This window comes from Psychrobacter sp. 219-2-C (assembly GCF_049560815.1).
In the GTDB taxonomy this organism is placed as follows: Bacteria; Pseudomonadota; Gammaproteobacteria; order Pseudomonadales; family Moraxellaceae; genus Psychrobacter; species Psychrobacter faecalis.
Genome location: NZ_CP186933.1, coordinates 1,248,990 through 1,268,070, shown reverse-complemented (window position 1 = coordinate 1,268,070; position 19,081 = coordinate 1,248,990). Strand labels below are relative to the sequence as shown.

Annotated in this window: 13 protein-coding genes and 1 pseudogene; 4 read left to right on the top strand and 10 right to left on the bottom strand. The window is 45.2% G+C overall.

All coding sequences use genetic code 11. The features are described 5' to 3' along the window. Window positions 1–275: 275 nt before the first annotated feature. Complete coding sequence (locus ACPEGP_RS05065) at window positions 276–2,150, top strand: SurA N-terminal domain-containing protein (protein ID WP_423814138.1); 1,875 nt, start codon at window positions 276–278, stop codon at window positions 2,148–2,150. Between the two features lie 144 nt (window positions 2,151–2,294). Here the strand turns inward: ACPEGP_RS05065 and purH are convergent, their stop codons facing one another. The 6 genes from purH to mrcB all read right to left on the bottom strand — a co-directional run bounded on the left by purH (window position 2,295) and on the right by mrcB (window position 10,605). Beyond that, window positions 2,295–3,875: a bifunctional phosphoribosylaminoimidazolecarboxamide formyltransferase/IMP cyclohydrolase gene (purH, locus tag ACPEGP_RS05060; protein ID WP_423814137.1), complete on the bottom strand. Its 1,581-nt coding sequence runs from the start codon at window positions 3,873–3,875 to the stop codon at window positions 2,295–2,297. Between the two features lie 199 nt (window positions 3,876–4,074). Beyond that, window positions 4,075–4,344 carry a DNA-binding transcriptional regulator Fis gene (fis, locus tag ACPEGP_RS05055; protein WP_068404623.1) on the bottom strand — a complete coding sequence of 90 codons (270 nt, stop codon included), beginning with the start codon at window positions 4,342–4,344 and terminating at the stop codon, window positions 4,075–4,077. 322 nt (window positions 4,345–4,666) lie between these two features. Next, entirely contained in the window at window positions 4,667–5,980 is a 1,314-nt protein-coding gene (locus ACPEGP_RS05050; RefSeq protein WP_423814136.1) for a DUF3426 domain-containing protein, read from the bottom strand. 180 nt (window positions 5,981–6,160) lie between these two features. Continuing rightward, the gene (prmA, locus tag ACPEGP_RS05045; RefSeq protein WP_423814135.1) at window positions 6,161–7,087 is read right to left on the bottom strand and encodes a 50S ribosomal protein L11 methyltransferase; all 927 of its coding nucleotides are present in this window, start codon (window positions 7,085–7,087) and stop codon (window positions 6,161–6,163) included. Between the two features lie 164 nt (window positions 7,088–7,251). Then, window positions 7,252–8,076 carry a tetratricopeptide repeat protein gene (locus ACPEGP_RS05040; RefSeq protein WP_423814134.1) on the bottom strand — a complete coding sequence of 275 codons (825 nt, stop codon included), beginning with the start codon at window positions 8,074–8,076 and terminating at the stop codon, window positions 7,252–7,254. Between the two features lie 30 nt (window positions 8,077–8,106). Next, window positions 8,107–10,605: a penicillin-binding protein 1B gene (gene mrcB, locus ACPEGP_RS05035; protein WP_423814133.1), complete on the bottom strand. Its 2,499-nt coding sequence runs from the start codon at window positions 10,603–10,605 to the stop codon at window positions 8,107–8,109. A 444-nt stretch (window positions 10,606–11,049) separates the two neighbouring features. Between mrcB and ACPEGP_RS05030 the strand changes: the two genes are divergently transcribed. Beyond that, window positions 11,050–13,875: a heavy metal translocating P-type ATPase gene (locus ACPEGP_RS05030; protein WP_423814132.1), complete on the top strand. Its 2,826-nt coding sequence runs from the start codon at window positions 11,050–11,052 to the stop codon at window positions 13,873–13,875. Between the two features lie 117 nt (window positions 13,876–13,992). Here the strand turns inward: ACPEGP_RS05030 and ACPEGP_RS05025 are convergent, their stop codons facing one another. Further along, the gene (locus ACPEGP_RS05025; RefSeq protein ID WP_011280732.1) at window positions 13,993–14,715 is read right to left on the bottom strand and encodes a Bax inhibitor-1/YccA family protein; all 723 of its coding nucleotides are present in this window, start codon (window positions 14,713–14,715) and stop codon (window positions 13,993–13,995) included. A gap of 309 nt (window positions 14,716–15,024) precedes the next feature. On the opposite strand from ACPEGP_RS05025, the gene ACPEGP_RS05020 reads away from it, so the two are divergent. Both ACPEGP_RS05020 and ACPEGP_RS05015 read left to right on the top strand, forming a co-directional pair. Beyond that, entirely contained in the window at window positions 15,025–16,026 is a 1,002-nt protein-coding gene (locus ACPEGP_RS05020) for an NAD(+) kinase (RefSeq protein WP_068404461.1), read from the top strand. Between the two features lie 62 nt (window positions 16,027–16,088). After that, on the top strand, window positions 16,089–16,400 hold the full coding sequence (locus tag ACPEGP_RS05015; protein ID WP_068404460.1) for a YeaC family protein: 312 nt from the start codon (window positions 16,089–16,091) through the stop codon (window positions 16,398–16,400). A 158-nt stretch (window positions 16,401–16,558) separates the two neighbouring features. Here the strand turns inward: ACPEGP_RS05015 and ACPEGP_RS05010 are convergent, their stop codons facing one another. The 3 genes and pseudogenes from ACPEGP_RS05010 to ACPEGP_RS05000 form a co-directional block, all read right to left on the bottom strand. Further along, window positions 16,559–16,933: a HopJ type III effector protein gene (locus ACPEGP_RS05010; RefSeq protein WP_068404458.1), complete on the bottom strand. Its 375-nt coding sequence runs from the start codon at window positions 16,931–16,933 to the stop codon at window positions 16,559–16,561. 174 nt (window positions 16,934–17,107) lie between these two features. After that, a pseudogene (gene csrA, locus ACPEGP_RS05005) lies at window positions 17,108–17,275 on the bottom strand (carbon storage regulator CsrA); the annotation flags it as partial. 373 nt (window positions 17,276–17,648) lie between these two features. Next, window positions 17,649–18,935 (bottom strand): aspartate kinase, encoded by a 1,287-nt coding sequence (locus ACPEGP_RS05000; protein ID WP_068404454.1) that lies wholly within the window; start codon window positions 18,933–18,935, stop codon window positions 17,649–17,651. Window positions 18,936–19,081: the final 146 nt, after the last annotated feature.

Below are 19,081 nucleotides of genomic sequence, written 5' to 3'. Positions count from 1 at the left end.
TTTTAATGCTGGAATTTGTAGCTTTAAGTGGCAATAGTCGCCTGAATATTTTGAGTATATATCAAAAATCACGTATCATAGGGCGCGCGATAGCGGTGTTGTATAAACAAGAGTTTTTATTAAATCTTGTTATAAACTTCGTCAGTCCGTCTTATTTTATAGCGATAAAATGCACACGTTCTTCTTCTTACCATTGCCTGCTTATACAGCGTTGATATTATTAATAGTATTACAATGGTCTTTCATCAATATAGGTTAATAAAGCAGAGATAACTATGGATAAATTGCGCGATTTTTTAAAAAGCTGGCCGGGTCGCATTTTATTGATTTTGTGCCTATCGCCGCTCGCTCTATTGGGTGTCGAAAGCTACTTTGGCGGCGGTGTCGATTCCAACCAAATCGCTCAAGTAGGTGACAAAAGCGTGGGACTGTCCGAGTATCAAACTGCTGTCAATAACCGCCGTACTGAGCTTTTAGATCAAGTTGATGATGCCAGTTTGTTAAATGAAGATGTGCTGCACGAGCAAGTCCTAAAAGGACTGATTGATCGCACGTTGCTAGAGCAGCAGGCCGGCAAGCTTGGCATGACGGTTTCTGATGACACCATCAATCGTTTACTGCGCCAAGAAGAAATCTTTAAAGATGCAGAGGGCAATTTTTCTAACGAGCAGTTTGCAAACTTTTTACGTCAGCGTAATATGACAAAAAATCAGCTGTTTGCTGAGTTTCGCAACCAGTTAAGCCTAGATCAGCTCAATGCCAGCATCGTAGGTACCGCAGTTTATCCGATGCAAGCGGTCAGTCAGTTGATTGACTTGCAGCTAGAGTCGCGCAATATCTGGCTGCATCGTTTCAAATGGCAAGATTATGCTGAGCAAGTAAAGTTGAGCAAGGGTGATATACAAGCTTACTATGATGTCAATAAAGACAAACTCAAAAGCGCGGCCATGGTCGACTTGGCTTACTTGCAGCTAAATCCGCAAGCGATTGAAGTTAATGAGGTTGCCCAAGAAGATTTGCAGCAGCAATATGAAGCCTATAAGCAAAGTCTTGCTATCGTAGATGAGCGCAAAATCAGTCAAATCCTGCTAACGGGTAAAGATGCTAAGGCGCGAGCAGATAAAATTAAAGCCCGCCTTGCGAAAGGTGAATCATTTGCCAAGGTTGCCAAAGCCGAGTCTGATGATCCGTCAGGCGAAACAGGTGGCGATATCGGACGTTTTAACCCAGCGGTATTTGGTAATGATGCACCAGCCGTGGAAGAAGCGCTTGCAGGCTTGAGCGTTGGTGATGTCAGTGCTCCTGTAAAGACCAGCTTTGGCTATCAGATATTTACCGTGACTGAGGACAATGGTAGCAAGATACCAAGTCTAGAGAGTATGCGTGCAGAGCTAACCGCTAAAGCGAAAGAATATAAACGCCAGGAAATGTATGCCGATAAAGTCACAGCGATTAATGACTTGGCAGCAGATGGCTTTAGTATTGAAGATATCGCTCAGCAAGAAAATGTGCCATTAAAACGAATTAAAGATTATCGTAAAGAAAACAACCAATCTGCTTTGGCGCAGCCGGCGGTGATTAAGCAAGCGTTTGATGAATTTACCATTCAAGACCAAGCGGTGACTGCGGGTATTGAGGTTGGTAATGGTACGGTATGGGTACAGCCAAGTAATTATCGTCCAACCAAGACGTTGTCTTTAACAGCGGCGACGCCAAGAATCACACAGATATTGCGTCAACAAAAAGCAACGGCACTGGCATTAAAAGAAGCGAAGAAACTAGCGGCCACTATTAAAACGCCTGCTGATATTGCGAAGCAGCCTGTGAAGTTGCAAGCGTTGGGCGAAATAAACCGTCAAACCACGCAATTGAGCGAAAAAGAGCGCGGCTTAGCCTTTAGTCAGCAAGCGGCAGCCAATGGCGTCGTGGCGGTAGCGAGTGAGACTGAGACGGGCGCGACGTTATTGGTCGGTGATCGCATCAAAACAGAGCAGCAATCGCCGCTATCTGATGCCCAAAGGGCACAAACTGCCGCCATTATTCGTGATAATTTGGGTCAAGATCAGCTGCAAGATTACCTAGATTATCTACGCATGGTCTATAAAGTTGAGATTAACGAAGCCAATATGGCCAATGCGCAAGGACGTTAAGCGACCTATAAGGCATTTGTTAAACCCTTTTTTTAATAAGCCCTAAATACGAAAAAGCCACTATCAATAGTGGCTTTTTTTATGCGTTACAATTTTTATTTACTCTTAACGCTGTTGTTTTAACAGCATTATCTTAACCGCTGCTTAATGGCGGAAGTGGCGCATACCAGTGAAGACCATGGCGATACCATGCTCATTGGCGGCAGCAATCGTTTCGTCATCACGCATAGAGCCGCCTGGTTGGATGATAGCAGCAATACCGACTTCAGCAGCGTTATCGATACCATCACGGAACGGGAAGAAGGCATCTGATGCCATTACCGCGCCTTCGGTAGCAAGTCCAGCGTGCTCGGCTTTGATAGCGGCGATACGCGCTGAATTGACGCGGCTCATTTGACCCGCGCCGACACCGATAGTACGCTGACCTTTAGCGTAAACGATGGCGTTAGATTTGACGTATTTAGCGACATTCCAGCTAAATAATAAATCAGCAATCTGTGCTTCGGTTGGCTGGACGTCGGTAACGATTTTTAAATCGTTGGCGGTAATAAGGCCCAAATCTTGCTCTTGCACCAATAAACCACCATTGACACGTTTATAATCAAGCTGGCTGTCGCGCTGCTCAGGCGTTGGCAACTCGCCACAAACTAAGACACGGACGTTTTTCTTAGCAGCGGTCGCCTCCAAAACGCCATCTTCGATACTTGGCGCAATGATGACTTCGACAAATTGATTGTCAATAATCGCTTTGGCTGCAGCAAGCGTAAGTTCGCGGTTAAAGGCAATAATACCACCAAAAGATGACTCAGGGTCGGTACTAAAAGCGGTGCGGTAAGCGGCGACTTGATCGCTATCTACGGCCACACCGCAAGGATTGGCGTGTTTTACAATCACGCAAGCGGGCGCACTAAAGGCTTTAACACATTCAAGAGCAGCATCGGTATCGGCGATATTGTTATAAGAGAGCTCTTTACCTTGCAATTGCTGCGCGGTTGCAATAGAGGCTTGCTGGCTTTTTAGCGCATGGTTTTCGACATAAAAAGCCGCTTTTTGATGCGGGTTTTCGCCGTAGCGTAGGTCTTGCACTTTTTCTAATTGGACGTTAAAGGTACGAGAGAAATTCTCTGCCTCTTGGTTTTCATTCACGCGGCTGCCCAAGAAATTGGCAATCATTCCGTCGTATTGTGCGGTATGCTCAAAGGCTTTAACCGCTAAATCGTAACGTAGGGCAGCGGTTAGAGTCGTTCCATCGCCTAAGGCGTCGAGTACGCGCGTATAATCAGCAGGGTCAGTCACAATACCGACGTGAGCGTGGTTTTTTGCTGCTGAACGAACCATAGTAGGGCCGCCAATATCGATGTTTTCGATCGCATCGTTCATGGTGACGTCGCTACGTGCAATCGTCTCTGCAAACGGATAAAGATTGACGACGACCAAATCAATGCGCTCAATAGCGTGCTCATTCATGACGCTGTCATCAGTACCGCGGCGTCCTAAAATACCGCCATGAATCTTTGGATGTAGCGTTTTAACGCGGCCGTCCATCATTTCAGGAAAACCGGTATAGTCTGAAACTTCGGTCACAGCGACGTTATTTTCTGTCAGCAAGCGGTAAGTACCGCCAGTCGATAATAAACCAAAGCCAGCTTTAAGCAAGCCTTGGGCGAATTCTACGATATTTGACTTATCGGAAACCGATAGTAGGGCAAGGGGAGTTGTACTCATAAGAAAATTTCCATAAAAAAAGCCTGACGTAAACGTCTGGCAAGGTAATAATGGCAAGCAGTGCAGAGCATATCGGGTTTGATAAGATCATAAACTATAAACGTGCCATACAATTGAATGTCGGTTAGCGGTGCTAAGGAGCGTGGTGATTGCGATGTTTGGTCGTCGTAAATAACAGCGACTGGCATAAAGCCATAGATTACATTAAGCCATAAGTTTTGAGCTTTTTACGTAGCGTACCGCGATTGAGACCTAAGATTTGCGCACACTTGGTCTGATTGCCGCGGCACTTTTCGAGCACGACTGACAATAGTGGCTGCTCTATCTCTTTTAAAATAAGCTCATATAAGTCGGTTGGCATCTCATCATCGAGCATCGCAAAATACTGCCGCACCACGCGCTCTACATGCACACGTAACGGTTGGTGCGCATGAAGGCTATTGTCTAAGGAAGCTTCTACCTTATGGATAGAGCGATGATAGCCGTCTTTATAATCAGCAGAGCTCTCAATATCCTGGTCAAAATGAGTGGCATTATACGGTGCATGTGGTGGCATAAGATAATGTCCTTAAGCGTAAGCGTAAACCATAAGGCGTTTAAGCGCTATTATAACAAAGTCAACGCCTATCAGAACAATAGATTGGGTATTACCCTATTATTACTCTAAGCTTGACGCTATTTATTGTCATTTATGATGACAGATTTAAAACATTTAGGACAAGTTTGATAAAAGAGCAAAACTTTTGAATAAATTTTATTGCTTATAAATGGCATTTCTACCAAGCCTGATGTTAATAAATAGGCTCAGCGTTTACTTTGTCGATTTGAGCATTGGCAACTGGGATGGTAAATAACAGCTGTTTGCGACTTGTTGCGCCTAATTGGCTCTGTGTACTGAGTAGATAATCTTGCGGTGCTGCAATAAATTCGCCGATAAGTGCATCAGTACTATAAACACTGACTTTCACATGCGGCAGGAGTTGGGCTTGGGTGCTTTGGTTGTTTAAAGTGATGCTGATATCACTAAAGGTGTTGGCAGTCTTGATGCGGCTAGGTTGATGAGTGATATCGCTTGTACTCAAAGCCGCTAGATTGGCGCTAGGTAAGCTACAAACGGCGATAGCACATACTTTTTGTAAACGCTCAGCATGGGTAGGATTTTTAACCAAGTTATCTAAATTAAAAATGACATACTGCGCAAAAAGTAGCAGCGCTAATACCAAACATCCAAGTGTCCAGAGTAATGAAGCAAGCGAGCGCTTAGCAGGTGTTGGTGAAAACTTGGCTTGTGCTTGCTGCCTTTTAAGGCGTGCGGCCTGCGTGTTGTCTTCGTCTTTGATAGAAACGCCCATGCTTGCGAGCAGCGCTGATAAATCTGTGTCTTTTCTTGGACTATGGCCGTCTTCGTTTTCATTTTGTTCTTTGAGCAATTTTTCAAGCCAAGACTCATCGCTATTATCATCGATACTGGCATGGATGTCATTAGCTGCCGCTGAGCTAAGGGCTACTTGGGCAGCTGATGCTGGCTCTTTTATAAGAGCGTTTGCTAAAGAGGGTTTTTCTATGGAACTAACAGAGGCGTGAGCGTTTTTATCTAGCTTTGTCGCTGGACTTTTCGGCGGCTTGTCACTATTGTTTGTAGTTGAGGTAGGGGTGCTATCTGCTGCTTGCGTTAGCCAAGCGTCCATACTGTCGAGCGAACCGTATTCTAAATCTTCCTCTTCAAAATCTGCAATATCCATATCATCGTGAATCAACTGATCATCTATCAAATCTTCTTCAGCCATATCATCATGGATAAGAATATCTGCATCTTCTGGTTCAGAGGTGACGTTTGGCTTGGTTGTGGCTTTTGCTTCTGGCGTAACGGTAGACGTTTGCTCAATAGAAGTATTGGCGGTAGTGGATGCATCAGATTGAGGCTTATGCCCTATAGCGTCAGCAGTCGGCTCTGTATCATTCGTGACAATAAGGTTGTTATTGACCAAAAAACTGTGTTGACAATGTTCACAGCAAACATTGGCTGTTTTTTGGTTTAACTGTGTTTTTTTAATATTAAAAATAGCATGACAATGAGGGCACTGGGTTTTGATTGGCGTAGTCATAAGGTCGAATCCAAAAAGGTATCAGTATTAATACCGCATAATCACTTACCAATCGCTACCAGTTTTTTATGTCGTTTTTTATATAGTAATCATCATAATCTGCAGGCAACGATAGAGCAGCGTTAAATACACAACATTATTTAACTGCTCCTCTATCGTAACAGATGTAATTAAATGTTGCTACCCTGTAAATGTACCAGATAAACGCTGCCAATGTTGATCTTCTTGCGCGGTAAAAGCATGCTTAGGATCGAGCGCAAAGTAAGGCTGATATGCTTCGCTGACTTGCTCAGTTTGCGATTCAATCAAACCTGTTAACACGATACGGCTTTTGGGTGCCATCAAGGTCGCAAAATAAGGCGCTAAACCAATAAGTGGCTTGGCTAAAATATTGGCAACCATGATTTCTACAGGTTTCATATCGTTTTGTTGCCAGTAATTATTAAAGTCCTCTGGCAAAAATGCTTGTAGGCGGTCATCAACGTGATTGCGTGCCGCATTTTGATTGGTCGCAAGTACGGCTTGCGGGTCAATGTCCACCGCATAAACTTGACGCGCGCCCAATAACAGCGCCGCAATCCCTAAAATACCAGAGCCGCAGCCGTAATCGATCACAACTTTATCGGTCAGGTCTTGCTCGGTCAGCCAATCAAGACAGAGGCGAGTAGTGGCATGGTAGCCAGTACCAAAAGCCAAACCGGGATCCATAATAATATTGGTAGCGTCAGGGTTCGGCGGTGTTAGCCAATTAGGCACAATCCATAAGTTATTGGCGCACTCGATTGGCTTATAATTGGACATCCATTCGCGCTCCCAATCTTTGTCATCGACAGCGCTGACCCACGTTCGGCTGGCTTGTACTTGTGCGCCGATTTCATGGCTTAATTTCTCAAGTAATTGACGATTGCCAGCATCTGTATTGGCGTCAAACAATCCTGTGAGTATGACTTCATCCCATAAAGGCGACTCGCCAGGGAGGGGTTCAAATAAAGGCTGATCGCCTGCGTCATCTAAAGCGATTGATAACGCACCAGCTTCTAATAACAGCGCCTCAGCGAGATCGACATTGTCTTTTTCACATTGTAAATGCAGTTGTTGCCATGCCATAAAGGTAACCTTAGTTTAAAATAAAAGTGAAGAATTAAAGGAGTAAAAGAAAACAGTCATTAAACCCAATAAAAAACTGGATAAAAAAATTAACGACTAAATCTATAAGCCTATTTTAGCGCTTATAGATTCAGTCGTCATGGTAAATACGAGAGTGTGTGCTATTAGCGCAGCGCCTGTCTGGCCTCATTTATCACGCGAGCGTTACCCTGTGCTTGTCCTGATTGCAAGATGATTTGCCAAAGGTTGCGGCGGCGAGTGCTGTCTTGAGCGACGGTCAATCCTCGGCGTGCCATCGCTTCAGCCTTACGCGGTTGGTTCTTTTTAAGAGCGACTTGCGCCAAATAAAAATAGACGGCTGATGATTTGGGCGCGAGGCGCTGCGCACGCGTAAAGCTGCTCTCAGCGGCATTTATATTGCCTGATTTTAATTGCTCTGTACCTGTTTGCATGAGGTTCCTAAAGGCTGGCAAGTTGCTGTTATTGGCGGTGCTTTGCTGACTGCGCTGCTGTGAGTTTTGCCGCGCCCGCTCCAATAGCTCATTATGCGAAGGGATCGATGGTTCGGATAGGATGTAATCTTCACGAGAAGGCGTAAGGATGATGGTATCTTGGCTATCGGGCTGTGTGATGATTGGAATTTGTGTTGCTGGCGTATAGACCTGTTCTGCTTCGGATGACTGTATTGTCGAAGCCGGTTGTGTAGGCACTGTATTAGGCACGGTAGAGTACTTATTATCATCGCCTCTAACAATGGGTACTTGGTTTACCGTTACTGGCTGTTTTGCTGTAGGCTGCTGTTTTTGAGGCGCAGACGTTTGCGCAGGAAACGTTTTTATTGCTGTCGGTGCCGTTTGGCAAGCACTTAAACTTAATGCGCTAATAAGGGCGCTAGTAGCAAGAATCGTATTAATCAGCTTAGTTTGCCCTTTAGAAGGAGCAGTACTAGCCTGCTTAGCGGTGATGGTTTGCTGTATCAATAAAGCCATGTTAAAACCCTTTTTTAAGTCTTAAAAACCCTAGAACCACTCAACGGCGCGGTCATACCAAGTGTCCGCACGATTGCTCGACCCGCCCTCTTGCTCAGCATTATCAGCATCGCCATCGTTGTTATCCGTATCAACGGCTTCGCCATTAGGAATATCTAAGCCTTCACGGCGGCGCTGCTGATTGATAGAGCCTTGCTCATTTTGCCATTGTATCTGCTCGCGGGCACGCTCTTGCTGATATAAGCTAATAGCACAACTGCTGGCTTCTTCGGGTAGATACGCTGACATCACGGGCAGATAGCGCGCATCAGCACAGCGTTCATTAGACAACTTGCCAGAGTTGTTCTCAAGCCATAACCACTCAATTCCTTCGGGCTCTGGCAGCGCAACAGGGGTCAGTTTGAGACGATTCATATAATCGACCCAAACTGGCAAAGCGCCACTACCACCGCTTAGACCGATGGGTTTATTGTCATCACGGCCGACCCAAACCACGCTGACATAATTGCCACTGTAGCCCGCAAACCAAGCATCACGGTAGTCGTTGGTCGTACCCGTTTTACCCGCAAGGTTTAAGTTGCTGCCAAGCGATTGTATGCGTTTGGCCGTGCCATTTTTAACCACGTCTTGCAAGGCATAGTTAATCAAAAAGTTGGTCTCAGGCGGAATACTACGCTGGGTATTTAAACCGGTACGCTGCAAAATATGTCCGCGATCATCAATAACACTACGAATACTATGAATAGGCGTGCGGAAACCACCGGTAGCAAATACTTGGTAAACGCCCAGCATATCCATTGGGCTAAGATTGACCGAGCCTAATAAAGCCGAAGGATAAGGCGGTATTTTCTCTTTTACGCCCATGCGCTGTAGCTGTTTGGCAAAGGTGTTAACGCCAAACTCCATACCCAAACGTACCGCGCTGTGATTATACGATTGCGACAAAGCGGTGGTAAATGGCACGTAACCATGGTCACGATTGTCATAGTTCTTTGGATTCCACTCAGTACCGTCACTCAAATTGACCGTAATCGGTGAATCATCGACCGAGCTTGCCAAATTATAGCGCCCGCTTTCAAGCGCCGTCATATAGATAATCGGCTTTAATAACGAGCCAACTTGACGCTTGGCATCGACAGCACGGTTAAAACCGGTAAATTCACTGCCACTACCGACCACTGCCACCAGCTCGCCGGTTTCAGGATTGGCACTGACCAATGCGCCTTGTAAGTCTTTGGTCTTGCTACCGCGACGACGTAGCTCACCAAGTTTTCTTTCAACCGCTTTGTCCGCTGCCAATTGGGCAATAGGATCTAAGGTACTGATGATAATCAGACCTTCGTTTTTTAGATCATCAGAATAATAGACTTTGTTCAATTCACGCTTGACGATATCTAAAAAATCAGGGAACTGGCTTTTGCCTTCGACGGGTTTGTCCGCCACATCGAGTGGTTTTTCTATCGCTTTTTCGTACTCTTCTTGGCTAATTTTACCGACCGCCAGCATATTATTCAGTACGGTATTACGGCGCGCTGTCGAATCGTTTGGATGACGGCGCGGATTATAAACGCTCGGGCCTTTTGCCATACCAACGAGCAGTGCCTGTTGGTCTAAACGCAGCTCTTTGAGCGGTTTGTCAAAATAAAATTGTGAGGCAAGACCAAAGCCATTGATAGAGCGATTGCCGTTTTGACCCAAGTAAATCTCGTTTAGATAGGTTTGCAGAATCTCATCTTTACTATAATGCAGCTCAAGTAACACCGCCATCAATGCCTCATTGGCTTTACGTTTCATCGTCCGATCAGAATTGAGATAAAAGTTTTTAATCAGCTGCTGAGTGATGGTCGAGCCGCCCTGTCTAGGGCCACCGGTAAAGTTGTTTATTACCGCCCGCGCGATACCGCGTATCGAGACGCCTTTGTGCTCATAAAACCCGCGGTCCTCGGTGGCGATAAGCGCGTCAATCAGCGGCTGCGGTACTTGATCGAGCGTCACCACCATGCGATCTTCGTTACTGTCTGGATAAATACCGCCGATGTTTACTGGCTCCAGACGAATAATGCCAGTTTTGGCAGGCTGGGTACTTTGTACCGACTCAATCTTATTGCCAGCAATGGTCATTTTGATGACTTGCTCTTTATCGACGTCGTTGGCGCTATACGTAAAGCCGCGCGTATGGATAAAGTAGGTATTGCCAGATTTATGGTAGGTACCGGTGCGATCATAAGCCTTGTTGCTTTGATAATTGAGCAGTTCAAGCCACTTTTTCATGGTGTCTGTATTGACATTGGCACCTTGATATAGCTCTAAAGGCTGTGAGTAGACCTTAGCAGGAATATCCCAGCGTTTACCCTCAAATTTGGTGGTAATAGTGCGATCAAGTTTGACCAAATATAGCGCCAATAGCACCATAGCCGCGATAATGACGATTAATAAAATACCACTAAACACCACGCCGCGCTGCTGTGAGGGTAGCGTATTGATAGCAGGCTTAGACGACTGTGGTCGATTAGAATTAGACTTTTGCACTGATGACACACCATTTTGGGATAAAAAACTGCCTCATAATGACGCAAATTGACAAATTTTTCAATCTATCATCATCAACGCCCGCATTCATTAAGCAGGCGTTAGACTTTCGTAGTAGGTGTTTTAGAGGTATTAATGTTTTGGGATAAAGGGCTAGGCTGCTTACGCCGCGCGCTTGTAGTATAATGTTTATATTAATAATTAGGTTGATACCAACAGTTTTATCGACCCCTTTTATTAATCGATTTCACCGATTTTTTTGGTCTCATTTATGCCAATATCATTGTGCCAATAACGTTGTGCCAATATCTATGTAAAGTAGCTGTGTTAAAGGCAGATAATTCAATCGCTTTTTTACATAGGGGTTGACTCTCGTTAATCAGAGCAAGTTTATTAAAAGCCGGTCGGCTGCAAGTAAACTTGTCGAAAGGAAATAGCGCGATTATGTCTAGTATTCCCTCATCCATGCCAGCAAATAACAACCGTCACTATCAAGACCACTCGATTACTGAGGGTCTGGTGTTGCCGCTTGCCGGTCATTGTTTTCATTGCGGTGATCCGGTGCCAGAGCCGCCGTTTCATACCGATATTTTAGGTCAGTCGCGCGAGATGTGCTGTATGGGCTGTCAGTTAGCGTCGCAAAGTATTGTCGAGGCAGGGCTTGAGCAATATTACCTTGACCGCTCGGAGATTAACCGTACGGCAAGCTTGCCCACGCAGCTGACGCGCCTCGAAGCTTATGATCACGACGAGATAAAATCTCAATTTGTCTACGCCCAAGACGGCATGTCGGTAGCCGAGCTGTCGGTCAATAATCTGCGCTGTGCGGCCTGTACGTGGCTGATTGAGTCACGTTTAGATGAGTTAGATGGCATCAGCCAATGTCAGGTGAATTTAACCAATCAACGTATGCGGGTGATTTGGGACGAAGATAAGCTGCCGATTAGTCGTATTTTGGGCGTTATCAATGAGATTGGCTACGAAGCCAAGCCTTATCGTCAAGATACCCATGAAGCCATGCTGGCACGTCATAACAGTCAGATGCTATTGCGGCTTGGTATCGCGGCGCTCGGCTCGATGCAGGCAATGATGTATGCGGTGGCGATTTATTTTGGCGAATATAGCGACATGCTTATTTTTCAGCGTGATTTTCTACGTTGGGTTTCTTTATTTGTGAGTACGCCGGTGTTCTTTTATGCCGGCGTGCCGTTTTTTACCTCAGCATGGTCAGCGATTCGTGCCCGCCAAGTCAATATGGATGTACCGGTTAGTATCGCCTTAGTGGTGACGTTCTTTGCCAGTCTTTATGCCACTATCACGGGACAAGGGGAAACCTACTTTGATTCGGTCAGTATGTTTATTTTCTTCTTATTGGCTGGGCGTTATATTGAGCATAATGCACGCTTAAAAGCCGCCACCATGGCCAATGACTTGGTGGTGGTCGAGCCCGTCTTGGTACAAAAAATTGCTGAAGATAAAGACGCCGCGGCGCGTATCTTGCAGCTTATAGAGCAAAATACGCTTAATAATACTGCCCTTGATAGTGACGTTCTTTCTGATAATAATACTGAACAGGTGCTTAATCCAAATAATAATCTAACGACAAATGGCACAACCACTACTGCAAAAACGATGCTCAACTTTATGCAAAGTATGGATGCCAATATTCAGCAATTGACGTCACGTATCGCTCAAGACTGGCAGCAGGCAAATCATAAACCATCAAATATAGCGCAGACAGAAGCCGTGCCAGAAAAAAGGCAGATGGTGACCGCTCACAGTTTGCAAGTGGGCGATATTATTATGGTGGAAGCAGGCTCTGAGATTATCAGCGATGGTATCTTGCTTAGCTCTACCGCGACCGTCTCGCAAAGCCTGCTAACCGGTGAGGGCGATTTAATCATCAAAACCCAAGGCGATTATATCGTTGGCGGCGCCCAAAACGACAGTCAGCCGTTTGAGATGCTAGTGACGGCATTGCCAGAAGACAGCCAGATAGGATTGATTGATAGGCTAATGAATCGGGCGATGAGTGAGAAACCAAAACTCGCTCAGCAAGCGGATAAGCTGGCGCGTTGGTTTGTAGCACGGATTTTAGTATTGTCAGCTTTGGTGTTCATTGGCTGGTATATCGTCGACCCAAGCCAAGCGATTTGGGCAACGGTTGCGGTATTGGTGGCGACCTGTCCGTGTGCGCTGTCTTTAGCGACACCGATTGCGCTGACCGTAGCAACCAATCGACTGGCAAGTTATGGTTTTTTAACCACACGAGGCCATACGCTGCAAACCCTTGCTGAGATTACCCATGTGGCGTTTGATAAAACAGGCACGCTCACTTATGGTAAGCCCAATTTATTAAATATCGAGCGATTGACAACTAATGATACGACAGCTGCTAGCAATGAAGAAAAAGACAAGTTATTAGCGATTGCCGCCGCGCTAGAAGTGGGCAGCCGCCATCCGATTGCCCACGCTTTGCTCACCGCCGCTTATCAATTACATCTGCCAGCCACGCAGTCGTTGCAGTATTATCCTGCAGGCGGGGTAGAAGCGATGATTGATGGTGTCCTATATCGCATCGGTCATGTCGATTTTGCCTTAGATAGAACGGGCTATGCTGCTAATGCGGATAACGATTTAATCATTGATTTAGCCACTCATCGTGCCAGCTCCGCAGTGGTATTGTCTTGTCAGGATAGTCAGTCAAGTGCATGGCAAGCGCTAGCAGGTTTTTACTTTAATGATAAGGTACGTGACAGTGCGCCGTCTATGCTCGCCGCACTCAAAAAATCAGGTATTGAACCTGTCATGCTAACCGGTGACCCAAGTCCGCAAGCACTGGTAATGGCGGAAGAGTTAGGCATGAAAGCCGCTTATAACGGCCTGTCGCCAACCGATAAAGTCAATCATATTCAAGCGCTACAAGCAAAAGGCGCCGTCGTCCTTATGGTTGGTGACGGTATTAATGATGCGCCTGTTTTAGCAGCGGCAGATGTCTCAACCTCGATTGCGGGCGCAGCAGATTTGGCGCAAGTATCGAGTGACAGTATTATTCTAAATGGTCAAATCGAAGCTATCACGGCGGCGAAACGTATTGTTGATAAGACCAAACGTATTATTAAGCAAAACTTACGTTGGGCGCTGATTTATAATAGTAGCGTTTTGATACCAGCAGCTCTAGGCTATGTGCCGCCTTGGCTTGCAGCGATTGGTATGTCCTTAAGCTCATTATTTGTGGTATTAAACGCACTGCGTCTAAAGCGTGTCTAATGTAAAGCAGCTTAAACTTATTTATATAAACCTTAATAATTACCCACAAAAAACCGTCTTTATAAAGACGGTTTTTTGTGGGTAATTATTTTAAATAACGGCTAAACAGGGTTTAGTTTAGTCTTGTAGGTAGCTTAGTAAACGCATAAATTCGATATACATCCATACTAGCGTCGCAAGAATACCGATACTAAATAACCATTCGTAGTCTTCTGAGACGCCCATCGCCACACCGCGATCGATATTATCAAAGTCCAATAGCAGCGTAAAAGAAGCGATAACAATCACAAATAAGCTAAAGCCGATAGCGATAGCGCCACCTTCAAATAAGAAAGGTAAGCTCGAACCGAACGCTAAAGATAATACCCACTGCGCCACATAAACCAACATGATAGCAATCAATGCTGAGGTGACGATTGAGCGGAATTTCTCAGTGACTTTAACCAAACCTGAGCGATACAGCCCTAGCATGACCGCAGCGGTGACAAAGGTCGCACACATAGCGGTGACTGGCACGCTTGGGTACATGCGCATAAAGAATAGCGAGATACCACCTAAAAAGATACCTTCCAATAACGCATAAGGTACGGCAAAGGTTTTGGCTTTTTGCGGTTTAAAGGTGATAAAAATCGCCAGACCAAAGGCGGCAAACATACTACCAAAAGCGGCCATGGTGATAAAGCCTTGTGATAGGCCTGCCATCAATGCATAAAAGAAAAATCCAATACCCGTAATCGCCGATAGTCCAAGCAATAAACTGGTCTTTTGAATCACACCCTTTACCGTCATCGGCGCGCCGCCAACGGCAAGCTCTGCGCGACTGACAATAGGATTTGCCATAAAGTTGTCCTTTTTAAAATATAAATAACTAAGATGCCAGCTACTTTAGCAAAACCGCCATTATTGTCAACTGTGTTTACGTGAGCGCATGCAAGGCATCACATGGCTATCGAGCCTTAATTAACTAGGGAATATCGACATATAAAGCGGTAATGAGTAGCAAAACAAATACGCTTAAAAGTGGCGTATGATAGAGGATATATGGGGCCAATTACGACAGTTAACAACGAAACTTCATAAACATGCTAGTCTAAGCGCTGATTTCTCGTTATCATTGCACTGTATTTTATCGTTATGCCGAGTCGTTTTATGGAAAACTCAGCGCAGTCCGCCCGATTGCCGCACTTACATGAATCAGAGCTGTTTCATGCCATCAAAAACCCAGCGTTTAGGCGCATTGGTTTGATGGGCCGCGCCGGAAAACGCAGCGTGACCCAAAGTCTGGTACAGATTGCCAATACCATCAATGAGATGAATCTGACATTGATTATGGATGTGCAGACGGCCAATTTGCCTACTTTGAACCTCACCGAAATTGAAAAAGTTAAAATCGTCAAACGTAGCTTGATTGGTGAGATTTGCGATTTAGTTATCGTAGTAGGCGGCGATGGTTCGATATTGCATGCCGCCGAAGCATTGGCGCGTTATCGGGTGCCAGTTCTAGGGGTCAACCGTGGTCGTTTGGGGTTTTTGGCCGATGTTAAGCCCAATGAAGCGGCCTTTAAACTACGCCAAGTATTGATGGGCGATTATCAGTTAGACCACAGGTTTTTGCTGACCATGGAGATTCGCGAAGGGCGAAAAATCATTCACGAAGATATGGCGCTCAACGATGTGGTGCTACATGCGGGTAAATCGGTGCACATGATTGATTTTCAGATGAAAATTGACGGGCACGATGTCTATCGTCAGCATAGCGATGGTCTCATTGTGGCGACGCCGACAGGTTCCACTGCTTATGCACTTTCAGGTGGTGGTCCGATTATTCATCCGAGTATGGATGCCATTTGTTTGGTGCCGATGCATCCACATACCTTATCCAGTCGTCCGATTGTGGTTAGCGGCACCAGCGAGATTTGTATTCGTATTCATGAGGACAACCGCACCCAGCCACAAGTCAGTGCCGATGGTAAGCCGAGTATCGCGCTCGACCAAGAGCAGCGCCTTTATATTCGTAAGCATCCTGATAAGCTGACCTTGCTCCATCCGCCAGGGTTTGATTTTTATGAAGCCTGCCGCACCAAATTACACTGGAACGTCCATGCCGAAGAATTCAGTATGGACATCGATGATGATATTATAGAAGAATGAATGCAGTGCTAGATTTCTCAAAACAGTACTGGATTATAAAATAGTCGCGGAGAGTAGGTACGATGGACAAACAAACGATATTAGCAAGTGTCACACCAGAAGTGGTAGAGAAGTTTCGCCAAGCCATTGAGCTGGGTAAATGGCCGGATGGTCGTAAGCTCACGCCTGAGCAGCGCGAAACTTGTATGCAAGCGGTGATGGTATGGGAGCATGAGCATCTGCCGCCAGCCGAGCGTACCGGTTATATTCATAAACCTGTGCGAGACGATGGCTCTGTCGTGGGCGCGGAATGTGATGTCGAGCACGAGCATCATTATCCCAACATGCCCAATCCTAAAGGGGCAGTACAACCTGTTAAATTTCATAATAAATAAGCAGCAGCTTTATCGCAGTTAATTGAGACAAGTAAGCGGCTAAGCAGCATTAAGTCAAAAGCACTAAATTGAAAGCAGTAAACAGAAAAAAGCCACGCTAATTGTATAGCGTGGCTTTTTTAATACTTTTAAAATAGATAGTTAGCAAAAATAGAAAACTACAGCGCGCTAGTATCAACACTTGGACGCGGCGTTAATGGATTTTTTTCCATCAAAAATCCTTGCCAGCCCCAATGTAAAAAATTGCGGATATTGGCATGGTCGGTACCCTTTGGCGTTGCTTGTACCTTGGCGTAATGCTCACCGAACAACTTTAGCGTGTCCAATTGATTTAGACCATGGTGCTTAGCAAAACCAAAAATCTTGGCGCTGCCTTCGTTTTCGCCCGCTGCATTATGCAACATACCATTGACAAAAGGCGCTGGCGCATAACGATAAAAATCATCAATAAAGCTGATGACATCATTGAATCCAATGGCTTTTTTATTCAAACCATTAAGTAGAGCCGATACATCTGATTGACGGATACTCATAAATACATGACCTCAGAGCAGATTAGAAAGCAAAAATAGGGTGCTTAATTTATGCCCAATAATTATTGATAGTTAGTTAACGAACAAGCGATCAACTTAGCGGTTAAAATAGTCTTCATCATCGAATGAAGGTGCAAAGCTGCCTTGCTCAAGATGTTGCATTTGCGATTGTACCGTGCGTTCATGCTGAATACGCTGATAAATCTCTTCACGGTGTACCGCTATATCTTTTGGCGCATTGACGCCGATTCGTACTTGATTGCCTTTAACGCCTAGGACAGTCACACTGACTTCATCGCCAATCATTAGCGTTTCGCCCACGCGGCGTGTCAAAATTAACATGCGTCACACTCCTTATGTCGCATCAACAGATTATTACTCATCAGATTGCGTCTCAATTACAGGACATTACTCTAGTACTAAATAGGCAGAGCAGTCATTATAAAAACTCTGCGTCACCTAGTACTCATAGCGGTAATGATAGATAAATTCATTTAGCCCAAATGAAAGCCCCATTATAGGGGGCATAACAGATACTGTCACGGATTTTCACAAAACTATTAGGTATATACTTACCTGAGCAATAGTAATAAAAGAAAATAGAGCCTAAAAAGACTCTATTTAATCGAAATTTTACTAAAAAATAATCGCTACTTAACCCATCATTATTAAACCAGAAGTATCTTACAGTGATTTAATATATAGCTTTTAAATATTATAACCCAGCGATTGTGCTGTCGCCGTCTTCGCGGTCAAGACCAAAGGCGGTATGCAATGATTTCACGGCTTTTTCTAAATGCTGCTCTTGAATAAGCACAGAGACTTTGATTTCACTGGTCGATATCATTTGGATATTGATGTTGTTTTCAGCCAAAGTCTGGAACATAAGGCTGGCAACACCTGCATGCGAGCGCATACCAACACCAACCAATGACACTTTTACTACTTCGTTGTTGGCCAATATTTCTTTGGCACCAATCTCATCTTTGACTTCGTTTTCTAGCACTTTCATGGTTTTATCCATGTCCGTACGGTTGACGGTAAAGGTAAAATCAGTGGTGCCATTGGTCGATAGGTTTTGCACGATCATATCGATTTCGATATTGGCGCGACCGATAGGGCTTAGGATGGCAGAGGCGATACCAGGATGATCGGGCACACCGCGCACGACTATTTTTGCTTCGTCGCGATTAAAAGCGATACCTGAGATGATTGCTTGTTCCATGTTGTCTCCTTCGTCTATCGTAATTAGGGTGCCGACATTGTCTTGAAAATCTTGGTCGAAGCTACCATCGTTGTTTTCATCAAAGCTAGATAATACGCGCAGAGGTACGCCGTATTTGCCAGCAAACTCTACTGAGCGAATCTGTAAAATCTTAGAGCCAAGGCTTGCCATTTCAAGCATTTCTTCAAAGGTAATCTTTTCAAGTTTTTTGGCTTTTGAGGTCACGCGTGGGTCAGTGGTATAAACGCCATCGACATCGGTATAGATTTGGCATTCATCAGCGCCCAAGGCTGCGGCAATGGCCACACCTGTGGTATCCGAGCCGCCGCGACCTAAGGTTGTGGCGTTACCTTCTTCATCGATACCTTGGAAACCTGCCACGATGACAATGTTGCCCGCATCTAGTTGCTCACGGATGTTTTTATCATCGATGCTTTCGATACGCGCTTTGGTGTGGGCACTATCGGTTTTAATAGCAACTTGACGACCGGTGAATGAACGGGCCCCAATACCAAGCTCTTTAATCGCCATCGCAAGCAAAGAGATAGAAACCTGCTCGCCCGTTGACACCATCTGGTCGTACTCGCGCGGATCAGGTTGGCTGCTGATTTGGCGTGCTAAATCAATCAAACGGTTGGTTTCACCGCTCATGGCAGACACAACTACGATCACTTGATGACCGTTGTCATGCCAACGTTTGACTCGTTTGGCGACATTTTTGATGCGGTCGATACTGCCCATCGAGGTGCCGCCGTATTTTTGTACTATTAACGCCATAAAAATCTACCTATTATTCACCAATGGCCATCTGTTACTTGTCGACATCAATCCATCATGGCGCGGTCTGCCATGACAGTGCAAGATTCATTTTAATAACGATAAAGCCGAATTATAAAAATTGCGCCCTTTATTTGCTCTGCTAT